The sequence below is a fragment of the Dysgonomonas reticulitermitis genome, from assembly GCF_054601275.1.
On the sequence record NZ_BAAHWU010000040.1, the window covers coordinates 1 to 21,348 of the forward strand.

The following is a 21,348-nucleotide window of genomic DNA, read 5'->3' on the forward strand; positions in this document are numbered from 1 at the left end:
TGTATTGTAGCATATAAATCTGCAAGAATTATACCACAAAGATATGAATTCTTGCAGATTTAAACAATTATTTTAAATGTTATTTTACTGATAATCAGAAGTGTGAATACTTTTTAAGGGACGACTATGTAACTTTTTATGGTAAATAATTATGCAGAGAGAGGTCGCGTCAATTGTCGGCGTGACCTTTTTTCCCTATTTTACGTACTACCAACAAAACCGTCAATAGGCGGTTGGCAGCGTCGTGTCATTAATCTTTTTGGCGACACGTATAAGAATGATCACGCTGGATAATATAGCCGATCTTTTCATGGAATTTCCTTTTCCCTGTACTCCTTGGGTGTACAACCATACTTATGTGCAAATTGCCTGAAGAAAGTAGCCCTGTTTGAAAAACCTGATTTATAAATGACTTCATCTATTGTCATTTTAGTGTTGAGCAACAGATTATGGGCTATATGCAACCTGCTTTCCCGTATCATGTCAGCAGGACTTTCACTTTCTACTTCCATTTCATTCAACCGCCTGTATAAATGGCGGGAACTCATATTCAGTTCCGAAGCGATAAACTGTGCTGATAACTTCTTATTCATGATATTCTTTTCTATAATATCATATATATCCTGAATAAACTTGCTATTTTCCTTATGGGTCATTTTTCCTTTCGTCAATTCAAAAGCACTTAATGGCGAGTTGAAGTAATCCTTTAATGTCTCTTTCCGCGAAATCAGATGTCTTACTGATGTGCGCAGGTAGTCGGCGTTAAAAGGTTTTGCCAGATACATTTCCGCGCCTGATGACAGACCTTCAATTTGTTCCTCAATTGTATGTTTAGCCGAAATTAATATCAATGGGATATGTGCGGTCTTCTTATCCGATTTAATCTCCTTAGCCAGAGTGATACCATCCTTACCGGGCATCATAACATCACATATAATAATATTAGGATGAATCCGTGTGAGCATCTCATCTACTAATAATGGTTTATTTATTGGTATTACATTGTATTCACCGGCAAATATTTCACTTATAAACCATAGTATTTCCAGATCATCATCAATAATGAAAATTGTCTGTTTATTCTTGTCAAAGGTATATTCGGGTAACTCTACTACAGGTTCATAGTCCTTTTTGATACTCAGTTCCGGTAATACCGGGGTAGTTCCTTCAATTAATCCCATCACTTCTTTTTCCGGCAGTTTTATAATAAAGTCGGTACGCTCATTCAGCACGCTGTTCACTTCAATAGTCCCGTCCAGTAATTTTGCCATACTGTGAGATATGGCGAGTCCTAAACCATTTCTGGAAAATGATTTTTGTACCTCCCGGTTTTCAAAGTCCTCCAAAATACTGTAACGGTCGAAAATTTTATTTATATCTTCTGCTTTTATACCTTTACCTGTGTTAGATACGATGATAATCAGCTCTCTGTTTTCTTCATATACCTCAACCTGTATAAATCCATTTATAAAAGTATATTTAAATGCGTTGGATATAAGATTCGACAAAATCGTGTATATAAATCCCTTATCAGAGTTCCATATAAGAGAGTCCTCTATTACTTTTTCAAAATGAATATTTTTAGATTCAGCCAAATCGTTAAAAGAATCGCAGATGTCATGAACGATGCCACTAATGGATAACATTTCTATCTGAGGGGTCTTATTACCGGTTTCGATCCTTCTAAACTCTATCAATTCCTGAATCAGGTCATTCAGGCGCTCTGCATTTCGTTGTATTAGTTGGGTATATTTTCTTACAAACTTATCAGAGCCGTTATGGGATAATATACGGTTACAAGGCCCGTAAATTAAGGTTAGAGGCGTGCAAAACTCATGGGCTATATTGGTGAAAAAGCGAAGTTTCGACTCATAAACTTCTTCCTGATGCCGCTGTTTCAGCTTCATAGTAGCCTTATATTTCTTCTTTTTCTCTTTAATAATAATTGCCCTTATAAATAGCGCAACAGCCGATATGATAGCAATTATATACATAATATATGCCAGAGGTGACATATACCATGGCGGCTTTATTTTTATTGTGATTGGGTACACGGGACTTTCCATCCCTGTAAGCCTGTTCATATATTTTATGAATAATGTGTACTCACCGGGTGAAAGGCTTGTAAAAGATACATTATTGGATGTTCCATTGTCGATCCATTGCTTACTCAGGTCATCCAGTTTGTAATAGTATGTGTAATTATTCCCGTTGATATAGTCCAGTGCCGTAAATGAGATAGAGAAGAAATTCTGATTGTAATCCAAAGTCAGTACTTTCTTATTACTTTCGGTATGCAAAAAATCAAAAATATTTTTTCCCTCACCCAGAATTACCAGGTTATCAAACTGAATTTGCGGAAAATACTCCTGTTGGGCGGAACCTGTCCCTACTACAGAAACAAAACCATTTATACCGCCGAAAAACAAAACATCGGAGTCTTCATCCTTGTAGTATGCCCCATCGCTATATTCAATAATCTGCAAGCCATTCAGATTCGAATATGCCTGAAAATTATCCTGCTCGAGGTTAAATTTGATAATTCCTCTGTTTGTACTTAACCACAGATTGTTCTGTGAATCTGCCAGTATTCCGTGTACAGTATTGTTCGGGAAGCCACTTCTTTCGTTGAATATTTTATCACTTCTGCCTGGAGTATGTTTAACCAGACCAAAACTTGTCCCGAACCAAAAAGTATTATTTGAATCCTTGATTATGGAGAATATATCGTTTAGTGTCTGGTTGATACCCTTGTCAGGTAAGATAGTATCCAGTTTTTCCTGATTTACATTCAATTTGAAAGCACCATACCCCCTGTTCCCAAACCATAAAACAGAATCATTTTCCTGATAAACAGTAAAAAAGTAATTTTGGGAATCTTTTCCGTCACGTATAGTTATTCTCTTTGCATTACTTAATACCGGAGCATCATTTGAACCTGACAAGGAAACCTTTATGATTCCGGTACCTACAGTTGCCAGCCAAAGAGTAGAACCATCCAGCTCACAAATAGAATGGATATATTTTACCGGTTCGCCATTTACCGTTAACTCAATCTTTTTTATAGATTTATCCCTGTAGGAATAATAATTGAGCCCGTTCTCGCAGCCAATCCATAATATATTCTTACTACTCTTGGCAAAAGCATACACGGAATTATCGACTAAGGCAGTATTTGCGGAGTTGCAATACTCTAACGAAAATTTAGAAGGAGCCTGGTTGACTTCATAATTAATTATTTTCACTATACCATCACCTTTAGTACCTATCCATAGCGTTTTTTCCTTATCCAGTAATAAAGCTCTCACCGGCTTTTCTATATTTGACGCAAACGAACTAAATACCGCAGACCTGATAGAATATGTATCATTTGAGTACGTATATACCCCTTGCCCGTCAGTACCAATCCAGATTAAATCCTGATATTTATCTTTCAGCAAACAAAATATTCCCGATTTTATCCCGATGTCTTCCGTCTGATAATTATCCATCTTATCGGATACATATCTCAGACGTAACAAGCCGTTTGTTTTAAATCCGATGAAATAGTCATTATGATGTTTTATTATAGACGAAATCTCCCCACTCTTTAATATTTCGTTCTTCAGATTGCTTATATAGTATTTGTTTTTACTTATTAAATGGTATTCGTATAGTGTATATGTGTTGTCCACAAAATATACTATATCTTCGATATTCCGTTCATAAAAGCAATATAGCAGGCTTTCTTCGTGTACCAGCGGTTTATCCTCCGTCAGTTGTACATTTCCTTCGGTATCCTCTGTTATAGAATAAGCAGGATTACGACGGTCATTTGTAAATATTTGTATCCTGTTATCTGAAGTAATTATAAAGTTCAAAACCCTGTCATAAACCAGATCCTTAAGTATAATTTTCTCAAATGTTTTTGTATTGCTCTTATAATAATAGATACAGCCATTTTCTTTTATTATAAATATATTACCGCGTTTGTCTTTTTGTATCAAATAACGTCCTTTAAACTGGTTGAAAGAATCTATTTGCTTTGTTCGTTTATTCAACCTGTTTAATCCATAATTGGTATGTACCCATAGTATATTGTCTCCTGTAACCAGAAGATTTTCAATCAGATTTCCTGATAAGTTATTCCTTTCGTTAGTAGGCTTATATACTTGAATTCCCAGTCCGTTAAACATGTTTAATCCATCGCACGAACCAAACCACATAAATCCTTCATAGTCCTGGCATATCGATAATATGGCGCTATTAGACAATCCGTCATGATTAGATATTTGCCGGAGATTATATGCTTTCGCATGTATAGATGATAAAAGGCTAATAAAAATAATCAGGGTGTAAAATGAAAGTTTTTTCATGGTATTATTATGTCACATTTTTATATAGTACAATGACAAAGATAAATAAATGCTTGTTAACAGACTATTAATGAAGTGTTATAAGAAAGAATGAAATATATAAAAATAAGACAATCTAGTATAATTTTACGACAGTACCGGTAGATTTAACACGTATTGATATTTGAAGCTTTTTTTTACGGAATATATTTGTTCCTGAAAAAGAAAGATAGCTAATTACCCTAACCTTTTAAAACCTGAAATATTATGAAGAATATTACCTGAAAAACCAAAGCCTAACTGAAATCTAATTTTCAAAATCTCAAACAATCACAATCGACGTTTTTAAATCTAACTATGTATGATTAAAAGAAAGTACAAAAAGAACTTTGTCAGTTTGATAGTTTCCCTTTTCTTTATAGGGATTCCATGCATTATAAATGCTCAAACCGGCAATACAAATGAACACCAGCAATCATCGGATAAAATCACCGTCAAGGGAGTGGTAAAAGATGAAGCCGGAGAGCCTCTCGTTGGTGTAAGTGTAGTAATCAAAGGAACCACAAGCGGAACACTAACCGATATAGACGGGAACTTTTCTATATCATGCGGAAGAAATAATGTGTTGCAAATATCTTATATAGGATTTCTGACACAGGAAATAACTGTAGGTAATAGTACAAATTTCAATATTACATTGAAGGAGGACTCTAAAATCCTGGACGAAGTAATTGTTATCGGATATGGAACAACCACCCGTAAGAGTGCCATCGGAGCTGTTGATCAGGTAAAATCAAAAATTATAGAAGAACGTCCTGTAGCTAATGTAACTCAGGCTTTGCAGGGAGCTTCTCCTAGTTTAACGATCCAACAACGTAGTATGGACCCGAATGATAATACCATCAATATCAATATTCGGGGATTATCTACTATGAATAACAATTCACCTCTGATTGTTATCGATGGACTGGTATCAGACGATTCCAGTTTAAACAAATTGAACCCTAGTGATATAGAAAATGTCTCGGTACTAAAGGATGCCGGAACGGCTGCTATCTATGGTTCTCGTTCTGCTAATGGAGTTATTTTGGTTACAACCAAGAGTGGAAAGAAAAATCAGCGTCCTGTTGTCCGCCTAGGTATGCAGCTTGGAGTACAGGATCCTGAAATTCTGTTCAGACCGGTTCAGGGGTACCAAAATGCAATACTGAAGAATTTATCATTGACAAATGTCGGGCAGAGTGCAATGTATTCTCCTGCGGAAATACGCGATTTATATGATCACAGAAGTGAAGAATCCTGGAATTATGATAAGATCATACAATCAGCAATGCAACAATCATACAATATGAGCGTGTCCGGAGGTAATGAGAATACTACGTATATGTTTTCAGGAGGTTATTTTGACCAACAGAGTAACTTCGTTGGCAACTATGGAAAACAACGTTACAATCTGCGTTCAAATCTTTCCACGGAAGTAGGTAGGTTCAAGATATCATCTATCTTGTCATATACCCGTGATGATGGAAAGAAAACAGTAGATAGCAATGCTATTATCAATTCATCGCGTATACCTTCATACTATTGGACTAAAATGCAGGCCGACAACGGAAAATATCTGGTAAATAGTTTACTTACAGACCAAAATCCTTTGGCTGGGCTCAAAGAAGGCGGATATGAAAAAGGGAATACCGACTATGTCAATGCAAACATAAACCTGGAAGTAAAAATTATCGATGGGTTGAAATTGCGTGGTGTTGTAGGTGCTGATATATACGCATACCATCGCTTTATCAGAAGGAAACAGGTTAATTTGTATAACGATGAGAATAACACAACACCTGATATGATCATGAATGCTGAAAGAAATACGGAAGATTATAACGAAAACAAGCGTTTAATGAATTACCAGCTTTTGGCAGATTATCAGAAAACATTCAACGACTCTCATAATCTATCTTTATTATTCGGTGCCACCAATGAATCATATACGTTCAAAAGCAATGAAGTAAAATTCATAAACACTGACCCTATCCTCGGTATACCGACCGAAGCTCCAAAATCGGGAAGTACCTCATTGGAAGGCAGGAGAAAAGAAAGTATAACTTCCATATTGGGTCGTGCTTCTTATAATTATATGGATAGATACTATGCCGAACTTAGCTTCCGTGAAGACGGATCTTCTAAATTTGCAAAGGCTAATCGCTGGGGATTCTTCCCTTCCATGTCTTTAGGATGGAGAATATCCGATGAAGGATTCATGGATTTTTACAAAGATAAAATTGGAGACTTCAAAATCCGTGGGTCATACGGAATCTTAGGAAACCAAAATATTGATCCATACCAGACTCTTGTTACTTATAGTGTATATTCAAATACTTACGCATTTAACAATGAAACCGTAGGGGGAGCCGGATATAAATTTGGAAATGAAGACCTGAAATGGGAAAAATCAAAAACATTCAATATCGGAGCAGACTTCACATTTCTGAAGGGAGCTCTTTCCGGAACATTTGATTATTTCCACAAAACAACATCCGATATTCTCCTGGCACCGCAGACTCCTACTGTATTCGGAACAACTCTTAGTGCTGAAAACATTGGTGAAATGAAAAATCACGGATGGGAAGTTACATTGAACTATCACTTGAAAACAGGAGAATTTACTCACGATTTCATGGGAAACATAGGAGATACACAAAATAAGGTAACCAAACTCGTAGGAGGTAGGGAGATTGCCCAGGCAAATGAATATTTTATACTGAAAGAAGTAGGATTACCATTCCGTTCATATTATGGATACAAGACAGATGGTTATTTCCAGACAATGGAAGAAATTCAGACTTCAGCTTTGCCTTCAGGGATTTCAGCTTCGGATTTACGCCCCGGTGACGTAAAATATGTAGACCGTAACAATGATGGAGTTATAGACGAAAAAGACCGCTTTGTTTTAGGAAACGGATTCCCTCGTTATACATTCGGTTTTTCATACAACCTTGAATGGAAAGGTTTGGACTTTGGCTTCTTCTTACAGGGAGTTGGAAAACGTGATATGATGGTACGGGGTGAACTTGTTGAACCATTCCACTCAAACTATTCGTATGCTATCTATAAACATCAGTTAGACTTCTGGACTCCGACAAATACCGATGCCACATACCCTCGTTTGGCAGCGATAGGGTCAGTTTCAAACCAGAATAACTATGGCATGGGATCGGAAGTCAATCTGTTTGACGGAAAATATCTAAGGATGAAAAATATACAAGTAGGATACACTATTCCTAAAAGTTTGACAAATAAGCTTATGTTGCAGAAAGTTCGTGTTTATGCAAATGCTCAAAACTTATTTACATTAAGTAAAAACTCCTGGATTGATCCCGAATCTTCCGAATTTAATTCAAATATGGGGGGAGATGCCAATAGTGCACGCAACTATCCTTCCATTAGATATTTTGGCTTTGGATTAGACATTGAATTCTAACAAAAGAAACGAGACGAAAATGAAAAAAAGACATATAATAAAATATCTGTTCTTATTGTCCATAGGGGCTTTTATATTCGCAGGTTGCAACAACCTTGAACAAATGCCTTCAGATAAACATACAGATGAAACATACTGGGAATCAGTTGAAAACTCTGAACTCTTGGTTAATATGGCATACAGTCAGATGTATGGTGCCGATAAGATGTGGAATGACGAAGCTTTGAGTGACAATGTTATTCAGGCCAGGGATGATAATGATCAGCGTAAAATCCGTAATGGTTTGGCAACTCCTTCTCTTGGCTTGTTTGCCAGCGAATGGAAATGGGCTTATGAAGGTATAAAAACCTGCCATAAATATTTGGAAAATGTAGATCGTGTATCCGGTATGGGCGAAACTCTTAAGCAAACAAGGAAAGCTGAAATCCGTTTCATAAGGGCGTTTTTGTTCTTCCGTATGGCTTATTTCTACGGAGATGTACCTTTCTTCACAGAAGATATAACTTTGGTAGAATCTAAGACAATATCCCGCACACAGAAATCTGTTGTTTTAAAGTTTGTTCATGACGAGCTTGACGAGATTATAGATTTATTGCCGTCAAAAAATGCTATAACAGATAAAGGACGTATCACAAACGCTGCTGCTGTTGCATTTCAGGCACGGACATACCTATACGAAAACAACTGGGCAATGGTTGAAAAATATACCGATATGTTAATCAATCAGCAGAGCACTTATGGCGCATACGAGCTGTTTAGTGACTACGAAAGCCTGTTCCATTCTGAGAATAAATACAATGACGAAGTTATTCTTGATTATGGTTATGCAACTACAAACCGTTCATGGTCTGAAATGTATGCGCGGGTACCGATGACTCAGGGCGCTTTCTTAAACTCTTGCGCTCCTGTTCAAAGCCTTGTTGATGACTATCTCACAGTCAATGGATATGCTATTGGTGATGATCCGGCCTATAATTCAAATTCTCCATATACAAACAGGGATCCCCGCCTTACAGCCAGTGTTGTTTATGATGGATTCGAGTGGGTTGACGAGAACGGAAACTCTACGACTATACGCACTGCCTACGGTACAGGAACTAAAGACTCCTGGGAAAGTGTGAGCTCTAACAAATCGGTAACGGGTTACTATATTCGTAAGTATTTTGATCCTGAATCCAGAAAGACATTAAAAGATTATGCACAAGAGAATAACATTATAATGTTCCGCTATGCTGACATTTTGTTAATGTACGCCGAAGCCATGTTTGAACAAAATAAAATGAGCCAGTCTGTATGGGAGGCTACTATCAAAAAAATCCGTGAAAGAGCGGAATTTACTACTGCCAGTGCTTTGTCCTATCCTTCTGCTTTGTCAAATACCGGGATGCGTGAACTAATTCATCGCGAACGCCGCATAGAACTGGCTTTCGAAGGATTGCGTTACTATGACATCGTTAGATGGCAAGAGGGTACAAAATACCTGAATGGAGTAGTGTATGGCGCCAAATTTGCAAACAACAACTCTTCATTCATAACATTGGATACACGGAAATTCAATGAAGGAAAAGATTACCTGTGGTCTGTGCCTATCGAAGAGATAGTGAAGAACCCTAATCTAAAACCAAACAATCCGGGTTACTCCGAATAAATAACCTAAAGACTAATTAAATAGAAAAAATATACTATTATGAAAAAGATATTTCACAATATATTTGTATTGCTTTCATTTATAATGCTAATGACTGCTTGTGGTAGCGATAACATGGAATATACAAATGCCGAAGTTACCGAAGTCACAAAATTGTATGAGCCGGCTAACGAAAAGGCTATTAACCTGACATCAAGCGGATCGCTTTATTTTTCTTGGGAACCGGCTTTGGCTCAAGACGGTGGTGCACCTTTATATGAAGTGTATTTCGATAAAGCCGGCGGTGATTTTTCCAGTCCCATATATATACTGGCTTCAGATCTTAACGGATACTCCAGCGGTGCGGACATCTCTCACAAAATACTGAATAAGATAGCCGGATTAGCCGGAGCTCAACCCGGAGAAACAATAACCTTGGCTTGGGCAGTCGCTTCATCCCGGGGTATTAATCAGAAAGTGAGTAAAGTAAGTAATTCAATAACTGTGACAAGAATCGAAGGATTAGAAGATCCGGGACAGGTTTATATTACAGGCGATGGTTCGGAAGCAGGAAGCGACTTGTCCAATGCTCTTGCTATGCATCGTTCGGGAGATGGAGAATATGAAGTTTATGTTAAACTGGTTTCAGGTGGCACATACAAGTTTGTTGATTCTAAATCGGGAAGCCCGGTTGAATATTATATTGCAGACGGCAAGTTGAGAGAAGGTTCGGAAGGTACAGCCAACACACTGGATGGAGTATATCGTATTAAAATTGATTTTGGAGCGGCTTCGGCTTCAACTCCTATCGAAATAACAGAAGTAGGTTACTGGTTCTGCCCGAACAATACAATCGAATGGAAACTTGCTTATCAGGGAAAAGGAATATGGAAGGGAACAGGTCCTGTTAATTTCAAGCAAGAATCATGGGGTGGCGACGAACGTTATAAATTCAGGGTAACGCTTAAAGATTCGAAAGGAACAGAATCTCAAGAAGACTGGGGACCTGCTAATGCCGGAGAAGACGGCAAACCATCAGGTACAGCAAGCTATTATAATTTAGCTATATATACCTCTGTTTCTCAATGGGATCACAAATGGAAATTTGCAAATGACTTCGATGGCAAAACTGTCACTCTTACGGTGAAAATGACTGGAGATACTTATACCCATGAGGTTTCTCTCTGATAAATAAAATCTGATATTAATCGGGAGTATTGACCCTGAATTATAGGGTCAATCTCCTTAGATATAAAGAATATGAAGCTTATGAAAAATATATATTTCGGATTTATAGTACTATGTTTGCTGGCTATCTCATCTTGCAGCGATCCCAAAGATGAATACTCGTACGGGACTTTGATAGAATACGATTGGAGTGCGGCAGCCGATAGTTCGTCAAATGCTTTGATAAATAAGTTCTGGAACGAAACAGAAAACTATTTCAACTACGGAAATGACGATAAGGAACTGACATTCCACTATTGGCCTAACGCTCATGCTATGGATGTAGTGATAGATGCTTACATACGTACCAATGATAGCAAATACAGCGCTTATTTCGATAAATGGTTTTCCGGTATTAAAATAAAGAACGGAAATACATATAAAAATGATTATGTAGACGATATGGAATGGAATGCATTAACTATGCTCCGTCTTTATAATGTTACAAAAGATCAAAAATACTTGGACACGGCTCAGGAATTGTGGGGTTGGATAAAAGATGCCTGGTCTGAAGATGTGGGCGGTGGTATAAGATGGTGTACCGGATCGTGGGAAACATTTACGAAGAATGCCTGTTCCAACGGGCCTGCGGCTATAATCGCGGCACGCATGTATCAGATAACACAGGATGAGGAAGACCTGGAATGGGCAAAGAAAATATATGAGTGGCAAAAGCAGACATTGGTAGTATCCTCGACAGGAGAAGTTAAAGACCACATTGTTGTCGAATCCGCAGAAGTAAGCGGCTCAGCCCTCACATACAACGAAGGAACTTATGTGGGCGCAGGTGTGGAATTATATAATATTACCAAAGATGTGGTGTATTTGAATGATGCAAAAAGAGCTGCAAATTATACCATTTCCACCCTTGTAAACTCAAGCAGCAATGTATTGAGAGACGAAGGTACCGGAGATAACGGTTTATTTAAAGGGATATTTATGCGTTATTTCCTCGAACTTATTAAGGTTAATGATCTGGAAGAGACATACCGTCATAAATTTGTTACTTTCTTAAATAACAATGCCTATGTACTTTGGACTACCGGTGTATATAAAGGTGGAGTTTATGAAGATAACCTTTTGTTTGGTTCTTCATGGGACTCTTCTCCGGTAAGCTTTACCCAACTTACATCACAGGCCAGCGGATGTATGCTGATTGAGGTTAAAGCAGCGTATGAGAATTCTATAAAATAAAAAATAATGAAATTTAAACACGTTTTTTTATTTGCATGTTGTGCTGCATTGATAGGCTGTGGTCACAAAGATAATGGCAGTACAAATACCAATATACAGAGAGCCCAGTTGACGCTGGACTCTCTGTATCAAAACTATTCGGCACCGAATACTAATTTGTTGCGCGAGAATTTTCCTTTCGATGATAAATATACGGCAACATATCTGGCATCGCAGGAACAGATTAATGTGCCTAATCAGTATTCTTATCTGTGGCCGTATTCCGGAACCTTTTCAGCGGTAAATGCTTTATTTGAAGCTACAAGTGACAAAAAGTATCAGGAAATGCTCGATTCGAAGGTAATTCCCGGTCTTGAAGAATATTTCGATCAGAAGAGGAATCCTCCGGCGTATGCTTCATATATAAGCTCGGCTCCCGAATCAGACCGCTTTTATGATGACAATGTATGGTTGGGAATAGACTTTACTGATACGTACATGATGACTAAAGATCTGAAGTACCTGAATAAAGCCAAAATGATTTGGACATTTATCGCCAGTGGTATAGACAATGAGTTGGGTGGAGGCATTTACTGGTGCGAACAGAAAAAAGAATCAAAGAACACTTGCTCTAACGCTCCGGGTTCTGTTTTTGCACTCAAACTATTTGAAGCCACAAAAGACAGTATATATTTTCATCAGGGGAAAAACCTGTATGAATGGACTAAGAAACATTTGCAAGACTCTATAGATTTCCTCTATTTTGATAATATAAGGTTGGACGGTAAAATAGGAGAAGCCAAATTTCCTTACAATAGCGGGCAAATGATACAGTCGGCTGCCTTGTTATACAAGTTAACACAGGACAAAAAATATCTGACAGATGCACAGGATATTGCTAAATCGGCCTACAATTACTTCTTTATGGATTTCACTTCCGATGGAGAGCAATTCAGTCTGTTAAAGAAAAGTGATGTATGGTTTATAGCCGTTATGTTCAGGGGTTTTATTGAACTTTACCATCAGGATAATAACAAGATATATATAGATGCCTTCCGCAAAAATCTGGATTATGCATGGATAAATATGAGGGAAACTAACGGGTTGTTCAATACAGACTGGAGCGGAAAGCAAAAAGATGATAAAAAATGGCTGCTTACACAGGCTGCGATGGTAGAGATGTATGGTAGGCTGGCAGCTATTGATAAATGAAATAAACCAATATACACACCAGAGAAATGAGAAAAAGAAACATTGGATTATGTGTTATAGCGTCTGCTACGTTATTACTTGGAGGGAATGTGCAGGCTCGTGACATAACTGTTCCCGGTGATAATACAATAGTGAAGAGTAATATTCCGGCAGAGTTTAAGAGCAATCGCCCTCCGGTTGACAAGAGGCTTTTCAAATCCACTGCGGTTGAAAATGAAATTGTCCGCATCAAGAAGATGCTGAAAAACCCTAAACTGGGGTGGATGTTCGAGAATTGTTTTCCAAACACACTGGATACCACTGTACGCTATCGTACAACAGACGGCAAGGATGATACTGTAGTCTATACAGGAGATATTCATGCTATGTGGCTACGTGATTCGGGAGCGCAGGTATGGCCTTACATCCAGTTAGCCAACACTGATCCTGAACTGAAAGCTATGCTGGCCGGAGTGATTCGCCGGCAGTTCAAATGCATTATCATTGACCCGTATGCGAATGCTTTCCTTGATCCGTACGATCCGGATCCGGATCACCAGTGGATGTCTGATATGACGGATATGAAACTGGAACTGCATGAACGTAAATGGGAAATAGACTCGCTTTGTTATCCTCTCCGTCTGGCTTACCATTATTGGAAAACAACGGGTGATACAAGTGTATTCGATGAAGAGTGGCTACAGGCTATAGTGTTGGTTTTACAGACATTCAAAGAACAGCAACGTAAGGACGGAGTAGGGCCTTACAAATTCCAGCGTAAGACAGAGCGTCAGTTAGATACACTTAACAATGACGGGCTGGGTAATCCGGTCAATCCGGTTGGGCTTATCGTTTCCAGTTTTCGCCCGTCGGATGATGCTACAACATACCAGTTTTTGATTCCGTCTAACTTTTTTGCTGTTACATCTTTACGAAAAGCGGCGGAAATTTTGGCAACAGTAAATAAAAAAGCGGATCTTGCCGAGGATTGCAAAAATCTTGCCGATGAAGTTGAGATTGCCTTGAAAAAATACGCTATCTTTAACCATCCCAAATATGGTCAGATCTATGCTTTTGAGGTAGATGGTTTTGGCAACCAGTATTTGATGGATGATGCCAATGTGCCCAGTTTATTGGCAATGCCTTATTTAGGAGATATGGATGTAAACGACCCTATCTACCAGAATACACGCAACTACGTTTGGAGCAAAGATAATCCATACTTTTTCAAGGGCACGGCAGGTGAAGGTATCGGAGGCCCGCATATCGGATATGATATGATATGGCCGATGAGTATCATGATGAAGGCTTTTACAAGCCGGGATGAAAAAGAGATACAAACCTGTATAAAAATGCTGATGGATACCGATGCCGGAACAGGATTTATGCACGAATCGTTCCACAAAGACAATCCTGAGAAGTTTACCAGATCATGGTTTGCATGGCAGAATACATTATTTGGCGAACTGATTTTGAAACAGGTAAACGAAGGCAGACTGGATATGTTAAACGCAATAAAATAAATTGTTAATGAGAAATCTAAAGATCCTTTTTATAGCTTCTGCTGTTTTAGTCTTTTTATCAACAGCTTGTGATAGTAAGCAGAAAGATACTGAAATCGTAAAAACTAAATGCGAATATTTAGATTCTCCTATTGGGCTTGATGCTGAACATCCTCGATTTACATGGATGTTCAGTACCGATACCAAGAATTTCACACAAAAATATTACCGGATAAATATTGCCTCTGATGAAGAACTTCTGGCATCGGGCAAAGCTGATATATGGACTTCAGGTAAAATAGAAAGCGCTATACCCCGAGCAGAATACACAGGAGAGAAAAAACTTGAGTCACATAAACGTTATTACTGGTCTGTAACGGCATGGGACAAAGACGGAAATTCATATACGTCGCCGGCTGACTATTTTGAGATGGCAAAAGTATCAAAATCTGACTGGAAAGCCAAATGGATTACCGACTCACATGATAAAGAATTCGAACCGGCTCCGCTATTCAGGAAAGAATTTGAAATAAAGAAAAAAGTAGTAGCAGCACGTGTCTATGTAAGTGCTACGGGATACTACGAAATGTTTATCAATGGTAAAAGAGTCGGCGAAAATTATCTCGATCCGGGATACACACATTTTGACAAACGTATCTTATATGTAACCCATGATGTTACACCTCTTATCATTGAAGGAAATAATGCTATTGCCGCAGTTCTGGGTAATGGCTTCTACAATTGCCAGAGCAAAGCTGTATGGGATTTTGAAAGAGCCCGGTGGCGCGATCGTCCGCGTCTTCTGAGCGAACTCAGGCTGACTTATGATGACGGTTCTACGGATATCATTCCCTCGGACGAATCATGGAAAACTAATACTGGAGCATACATTTACAACAATATATACAGTGGCGACAGGTATGATGCCCGCCTCGAAGAAACAGGCTGGAAAACAGCCGCTTTTGACGATTCCAAATGGAGTAAGGTACAACTAACAAAAGAACCGGCTCCGATACTTGAAGCACAACAAATGCCGGGAATACGTATCACCAAAGAAATCAAACCAAAATCAGTAAAATCTTTCGGAGACAAAATATATGTCTTTGACCTTGGCGAAAATATCGCAGGTGTATGTCGTTTTTCTGTAAAAGGTGAAACCGGAACTACATTTAAATTGCGTCACGGAGAATTATTAAAATCCGATGGCCGTTTGGAACAGGGTAATATTGATGTATATTACCGTCCGGAAAAGAAAGGCGAGGTATTTCAGGAAGATGTTTTTATACTGAAAGGAACAGGGGAGAACGAGGTTTTTGTGCCTCAGTTCAGTTATCATGGCTTCCAATATATAGAAGTAGAGAGTGACCGCCCTGTTACTTTGACTATCGACAATCTGACCGGACTATTTTTACATACGGATATACCTCAGGTTGGTCATTTCAGCAGTTCCAACAATCTGTTAAATAAAATCTGGGCAGCTACTAACCAGAGTTACAGGGGTAATATACACAGCATACCTACCGACTGCCCGCAACGGGAAAAAAACGGCTGGACAGCAGATGCCCACATTGCAATAGACCTTGCTCTCCTTAATTTCGACGGAATTACATTCTATGAAAAATGGATGAACGATTTCATCGACAATCAGCGTGAAGATGGGGTTATTTCAGGTATTATACCGTCATCGGGTTGGGGATTCGGTGATTGGCCGGGGCCTGTATGGGATGCAGCCCTGTTTATCATACCGAACGCGTTATATGATTATTATGGTGAAACACGGAGTATCGAACGCCTGTATCCTACTATGCTGAGATATCTCGACTACCTGAAAACAAAAGAAACGGATGGTGGCTATCTTAATTTCGGACTGGGAGACTGGGTATATTATAAGGCGCAAACCCCGAACGAATATACTTCTACCCTGTATTACTACCACGATTATATGTTAATAGCTCGCTTTGCTAAATTACTAGGTAAAGACGCGGCTCCATATCAGCAAAAAGCAGAAAAACTGAAAGAACTGATAAACGCCAGATTCTTCAATGCTGATACGGGAATCTATGCAAACGGCACTCAGACAGCTCAGGCTGTAGCTCTGTATATGGGCATAGTACCCGAAGGAAAAGAACAGCTCGTAGCTGATAATCTAAACAAAACTGTATCCGAAAATAATTATTTCCCTGATTTCGGATTGCTGGGTAGTAAAACGGTTCCTGCAATGCTCGCAAAATACGGATATGTGGAAACCGCATATAAAATGGCTACCAGGACTGAAGCTCCTTCATGGGGATATTGGGTAGAGACGCAGGGATATAGTACACTAGCCGAAACATGGTTGCTCAGCCCTGAATTTCACGATGCTTCCATCAACCACGTCTTTATGGGAGATATCAGTGCCTGGATGTATAATGTATTAGCCGGAATCAATCTTGATAAGGAACAACCCGGATTTCAAAATATAATAATAAAACCTCACTTTGTAAAGGATTTGCAATGGGTAAAAGGAGAATACAATTCGGTAAGAGGCCTGATAAAGTCAGAATGGAAGAGAAAGGGAGATGATATTGAATTGTCTGTTACCATCCCTGCCGGTTCCACCGCAACAATATATGCGGATAGTGAGTATAAGGTTGGATCGGGAATACATCAATATACATTAAAAGGTAATAAGTAAGGGTTTAAAGTAATTAAATGCCCGTTATGGTTAACCATAAACATATAAATGATTTAGTGATGTTCAATTGTTTTTAAGCGCAATATTCTATCTGCATATCCGAAAGCAGGTAGAATATTGACGTTTTTTATAAGGGAAGCTAATATTAATCAAGAATAAACATGAAAAAACACCTGTTATTACTATTTTTTCTTTGTGTGACATTCGGTTTATGCGCGCAAAAGAAAGCCGAATTGTTATCCCCCGATGGAGGAATAAAAGTAACTTTCAATATCTCCGACAAAATATGCTATACAATATCATATAATAATGAGATATTACTTGAAAACAACTTTCTGGGTCTGCATCTAAGAAATGAAGTCTTGGGACAGAATCCGAAATTGTCAGGTCAGAAAACGAACAAGGTAAATGAAATTCTGACACCTGTTGTCCCTCTCAAATTTTCATCGGTAAAGAATGAGTATAATGCTCTTCTGCTTAACTTCAAAGGGGATTATTCAATAGAGTTTCGGGCATTTAATGATGGTATTGCTTACCGTTTTATCACAAATAAAAAAGAAGATGTGGAAGTTCTGGGAGAAGATTTTTCTATAAATCTCCCCGAAAACTATTTACTTCATCTGCAACAACCGGGAGGCTTCAAAACCGCGTATGAAGAACCCTACACACATATACAGAGTAACGAATGGAAAGCGACTGATAAAATGTCTGTCTTACCCATATTGATTGACACCAAGAAAGAATATAAAATACTGGTTTCAGAATCTGATTTGTCCGACTATCCCTGCATGTTTCTGAAAGGTACGGGAACAAACGGTATACAATCCGTATTTCCTAAAGTTCCGCTTGAATTTGGAGAAGACGGTGACCGAAGTGTAAAAATATTGAAGGAAGCGGATTATATTGCCAAGACAAGCGGCAAAAGAAATTATCCGTGGCGCTACTTTGTTATTACAAAAGATGACAGGCAACTGATAGAAAACACTATGACTTACAGGCTGGCAACTAAAAACCAATTGCAGGACGTTTCATGGATAAAACCCGGACAGGTTAGCTGGGAGTGGTGGAATGAAGCATCACCGTATGGCCCTGATGTAAACTTTGTAGCGGGATTCAATCTGGATACTTATAAATATTATATCGATTTTGCTTCCAAATATGGTATTGAATATATTATTATGGATGAAGGTTGGGCAATGAGTACCCGTGACCCTTATACTCCGAACCCGAAAGTGGACGTACACGAACTTATCCGCTATGGGAAAGAGAAGAATGTAGGTATTATCCTATGGCTGACTTGGCTGACAGTGGAAAACAGTACAAGCCTGTTCAAGACATTCAGCGAATGGGGTGTAAAAGGTGTAAAGATTGACTTTATGGACAGAAGTGACCAATGGATGGTAAACTATTATGAACGTATAGCCAAAGAAGCTGCTAAATATAATATACTGGTCGATTATCACGGTTCGTTCAAGCCTGCCGGGTTGGAATATAAATATCCGAATATATTGTCTTACGAAGGTGTAAGGGGAATGGAACAAATGGGTGGTTGTACACCGGACAATAGTATCTATTTCCCGTTTATGCGCAATGCGGTAGGCCCGATGGATTATACACCCGGAGCCATGATAAGTATGCAGCCCGAGAGGTATTGCGGACTTCGTCCTAATTCTGCCAGTATCGGAACCAGAGCCTATCAGCTGGCTCTCTTTGTAATCTTTGAAAGTGGACTGCAAATGCTTGCCGATAATCCGACTTTATACTATCGGAACGAAGACTGTACCGAATTACTGACAAGTGTTCCGGTTACGTGGGACGAAACCCGTGCGCTGGAAGCTAAAGCTGGAGAATATGTGGTTGTAGCTAAACGTAAAGGTGATAAATGGTTTATAGGAGGTATGGCTAACAATAATGAGAGACAATTTGAAATAGATCTGAGTTTCCTGAATACAGGCAAATCATATAAGATAACATCTTTTGAGGACGGGATTAATGCCGGACATCAGGCTATGGATTACCGGAAGAAAGAATCACAAGTAAAGTCAGGAGATAAAATACAGATAAAAATGGTAAGGAACGGAGGTTTCGCTGCTGTGATAGAATAATTTATAATAATTATGAAAAAACTAATTTTAATCGCTTTGTGTATAGTCTTGTTATCTGTCAAAGCTCAGGACAATACAAACTATCAGAACAACAGAGCCCCGCTAATATCTAAACCCTATATGGAACTGCCTTTAGGCTCCATTAGGGCTAAAGGCTGGCTGCTGGAGATGCTCAAACGCCAAAAGAGCGGGGCCTCAGGTCACATGGATGTAATATATCCGTTAGTGATGGGAGAACGTAACGGTTGGCTCGGAGGAGACGGCGACCAATGGGAAAGAGGCCCGTACTGGATAGACGGATTATTGCCTTTGGCTTATATATTAGACGATAAAGAATTAAAAGATAAGGTGCAGCCTTGGGTAGAATGGATACTGAACAGCCAGCAACCTGACGGATTCTTCGGCCCTGCAAAGGATTATCCTGTAGAAGACGGTGTTCAGCGGGATAATTCAGCCGATTGGTGGCCACGTATGGTTGCCCTCAAAATCCTGCAGCAATATTATTCTGCAACAGGAGATAAACGAGTTCCGGATTTTATGACAAAGTATTTCAGGTATCAACTGCAGATGCTACCGTCACAACCGCTTGGAAACTGGACTTTCTGGTCTGAATACCGGGCTTGCGACAATCTGCAGGCTGTATACTGGCTGTATAATATCACGGGTGATGCATTTTTGCTTGATTTGGGAAATTTGTTGCATAAACAAAGCTATGATTTCACTCACATGTTTTTAGAGACTAATAAATTGGCGTGTCTGGGAAGCATTCATTGTGTTAATCTTGCTCAGGGATTAAAAGAACCTGTAGTATATTATCAGCAAAATGGAGATAAAAGATATATAGATGCTGTTAAAAAGGGATTTGAAGACATTAAAAAATTTAATGGACAGGCACAGGGGATGTATGGTGCCGATGAGCATTTGCACGGTAATAACCCTACTCAGGGAATTGAACTCTGTAGCGTTGTGGAAATGATGTACTCTCTGGAAAAAATGATTGAAATCACAGGCGACCTGTCTATGGCAGATCATATCGAAAAAGTAGCTTTCAACGCGTTGCCGACCCAGATAACCGATGATTTTATGCACAAACAGTACTTTCAACAGGCAAATCAGGTTATGCTGACACGTCATCGCCGGAATTTTTTTGAAGACGACGGTCATGCGGGTACAGACTTACTATACGGAACATTATCCGGATATGCATGTTGTTTTTCAAATATGCATCAGGGCTGGCCTAAGTTCACTCAAAATCTGTGGTATGCGACACCGGATAATGGTCTGGCGGCTCTTATATTTTCACCCTCCGAAGTTACTGCCAAAGTAGCAAACGGCGTGAATATCCGTATTACAGAGGAAACATATTATCCGATGGATAACAAAATACGTTTTACTATCGATATTTTAGATAAAAAAACGTCCTCTGCCGATTTCCCGTTTCATATAAGGATACCCGGCTGGACAAAAAATGCTGTTATTACGATAAACGGCAGTCCTTATAAAACGACAGACAGTGGAAAAACAGAAATAATAAAGCGTAACTGGAAAAAAGGAGATTATGTGGAATTGGAAATGCCAATGGAAATAAAGGTTGAACAAGATTGGTATGAAAATTCTGTAACGGTCGAAAGAGGCCCGTTGGTTTATGCTCTCAAAATAGGGGAAGACTGGCAGAAAAAGGAGTTCGCTGACAATGAAAAAACAAGATATGGTGAACCTTATTGGGAAGTGCGTCCTACAAACAAATGGAATTACGGCCTGTACCGTCTGGAACCGAACAAGGCGAATGAACTGATCAAAGTGAATATTGATACTGAAAAAGTAAAATCAGATTATCCATGGACTCTGGGTAATGCGCCTATCGAACTGAAAGTAAATGCTAAGATAATCCCAACATGGAGCCTTTATAACGAAATGGCAGGTCCTCTCCCTCACTCATGGAGCGGAGCAGGAGAAGGTACCATGGAGGAAGTCACACTTATTCCTTATGGATGTACGACATTAAGGATATCACAGTTCCCTGTAGTATATTAA

General features: G+C 38.9%; 10 protein-coding genes. 9 read left to right on the forward strand and 1 reads right to left on the reverse strand.

Annotated features, from left to right (window positions below):
* Positions 1-308: 308 nt before the first annotated feature.
* The gene (locus tag ACYPZI_RS12345) at positions 309-4,355 is read right to left on the reverse strand and encodes a two-component regulator propeller domain-containing protein (protein ID WP_459602038.1); all 4,047 of its coding nucleotides are present in this window, start codon (positions 4,353-4,355) and stop codon (positions 309-311) included.
* 340 nt (positions 4,356-4,695) lie between these two features.
* Here ACYPZI_RS12345 and ACYPZI_RS12350 point away from each other — a divergent pair, with 340 nt between their 5' ends.
* The 9 genes from ACYPZI_RS12350 to ACYPZI_RS12390 all read left to right on the forward strand — a co-directional run bounded on the left by ACYPZI_RS12350 (position 4,696) and on the right by ACYPZI_RS12390 (position 21,348).
* Positions 4,696-7,815: a SusC/RagA family TonB-linked outer membrane protein gene (locus ACYPZI_RS12350; RefSeq protein WP_459602040.1), complete on the forward strand. Its 3,120-nt coding sequence runs from the start codon at positions 4,696-4,698 to the stop codon at positions 7,813-7,815.
* A 19-nt stretch (positions 7,816-7,834) separates the two neighbouring features.
* The gene (locus ACYPZI_RS12355; RefSeq protein WP_459602042.1) at positions 7,835-9,463 is read left to right on the forward strand and encodes a RagB/SusD family nutrient uptake outer membrane protein; all 1,629 of its coding nucleotides are present in this window, start codon (positions 7,835-7,837) and stop codon (positions 9,461-9,463) included.
* 39 nt (positions 9,464-9,502) lie between these two features.
* Positions 9,503-10,630: a SusE domain-containing protein gene (locus ACYPZI_RS12360; RefSeq protein WP_459602044.1), complete on the forward strand. Its 1,128-nt coding sequence runs from the start codon at positions 9,503-9,505 to the stop codon at positions 10,628-10,630.
* 81 nt (positions 10,631-10,711) lie between these two features.
* Entirely contained in the window at positions 10,712-11,863 is a 1,152-nt protein-coding gene (locus ACYPZI_RS12365; RefSeq protein WP_459602046.1) for a glycoside hydrolase family 76 protein, read from the forward strand.
* Positions 11,864-11,869: 6 nt separating this feature from the next.
* Positions 11,870-13,054, forward strand: a complete 1,185-nt coding sequence (locus ACYPZI_RS12370) for a glycoside hydrolase family 76 protein (protein WP_459602048.1) — start codon at positions 11,870-11,872, stop codon at positions 13,052-13,054.
* 26 nt (positions 13,055-13,080) lie between these two features.
* Positions 13,081-14,556, forward strand: a complete 1,476-nt coding sequence (locus tag ACYPZI_RS12375) for a glycoside hydrolase family 125 protein (RefSeq protein WP_459602050.1) — start codon at positions 13,081-13,083, stop codon at positions 14,554-14,556.
* 7 nt (positions 14,557-14,563) lie between these two features.
* Positions 14,564-17,209: an alpha-L-rhamnosidase gene (locus tag ACYPZI_RS12380; protein ID WP_459602052.1), complete on the forward strand. Its 2,646-nt coding sequence runs from the start codon at positions 14,564-14,566 to the stop codon at positions 17,207-17,209.
* A 161-nt stretch (positions 17,210-17,370) separates the two neighbouring features.
* Positions 17,371-19,314 (forward strand): glycoside hydrolase family 97 protein, encoded by a 1,944-nt coding sequence (locus ACYPZI_RS12385; RefSeq protein ID WP_459602054.1) that lies wholly within the window; start codon positions 17,371-17,373, stop codon positions 19,312-19,314.
* 12 nt (positions 19,315-19,326) lie between these two features.
* A complete protein-coding gene (locus ACYPZI_RS12390; protein ID WP_459602056.1) occupies positions 19,327-21,348 on the forward strand; it encodes a beta-L-arabinofuranosidase domain-containing protein in 2,022 nt (673 codons plus the stop codon).

Excerpts from the sequence above, each read along its gene's own strand:
- ACYPZI_RS12390 (WP_459602056.1), top strand. The coding sequence starts at position 19,327 with ATGAAAAAACTAATTTTAATCGCTTTGTGTATAGTCTTGTTATCTGTC.
- ACYPZI_RS12355 (WP_459602042.1), top strand. The coding sequence starts at position 7,835 with ATGAAAAAAAGACATATAATAAAATATCTGTTCTTATTGTCCATAGGG.
- ACYPZI_RS12370 (WP_459602048.1), top strand. The coding sequence starts at position 11,870 with ATGAAATTTAAACACGTTTTTTTATTTGCATGTTGTGCTGCATTGATA.
- ACYPZI_RS12365 (WP_459602046.1), top strand. The coding sequence starts at position 10,712 with ATGAAAAATATATATTTCGGATTTATAGTACTATGTTTGCTGGCTATC.
- ACYPZI_RS12380 (WP_459602052.1), top strand. The coding sequence starts at position 14,564 with ATGAGAAATCTAAAGATCCTTTTTATAGCTTCTGCTGTTTTAGTCTTT.
- ACYPZI_RS12360 (WP_459602044.1), top strand. The coding sequence starts at position 9,503 with ATGAAAAAGATATTTCACAATATATTTGTATTGCTTTCATTTATAATG.
- ACYPZI_RS12350 (WP_459602040.1), top strand. The coding sequence starts at position 4,696 with ATGATTAAAAGAAAGTACAAAAAGAACTTTGTCAGTTTGATAGTTTCC.
- ACYPZI_RS12345 (WP_459602038.1), bottom strand. The coding sequence starts at position 4,355 with ATGAAAAAACTTTCATTTTACACCCTGATTATTTTTATTAGCCTTTTA.
- ACYPZI_RS12385 (WP_459602054.1), top strand. The coding sequence starts at position 17,371 with ATGAAAAAACACCTGTTATTACTATTTTTTCTTTGTGTGACATTCGGT.
- ACYPZI_RS12375 (WP_459602050.1), top strand. The coding sequence starts at position 13,081 with ATGAGAAAAAGAAACATTGGATTATGTGTTATAGCGTCTGCTACGTTA.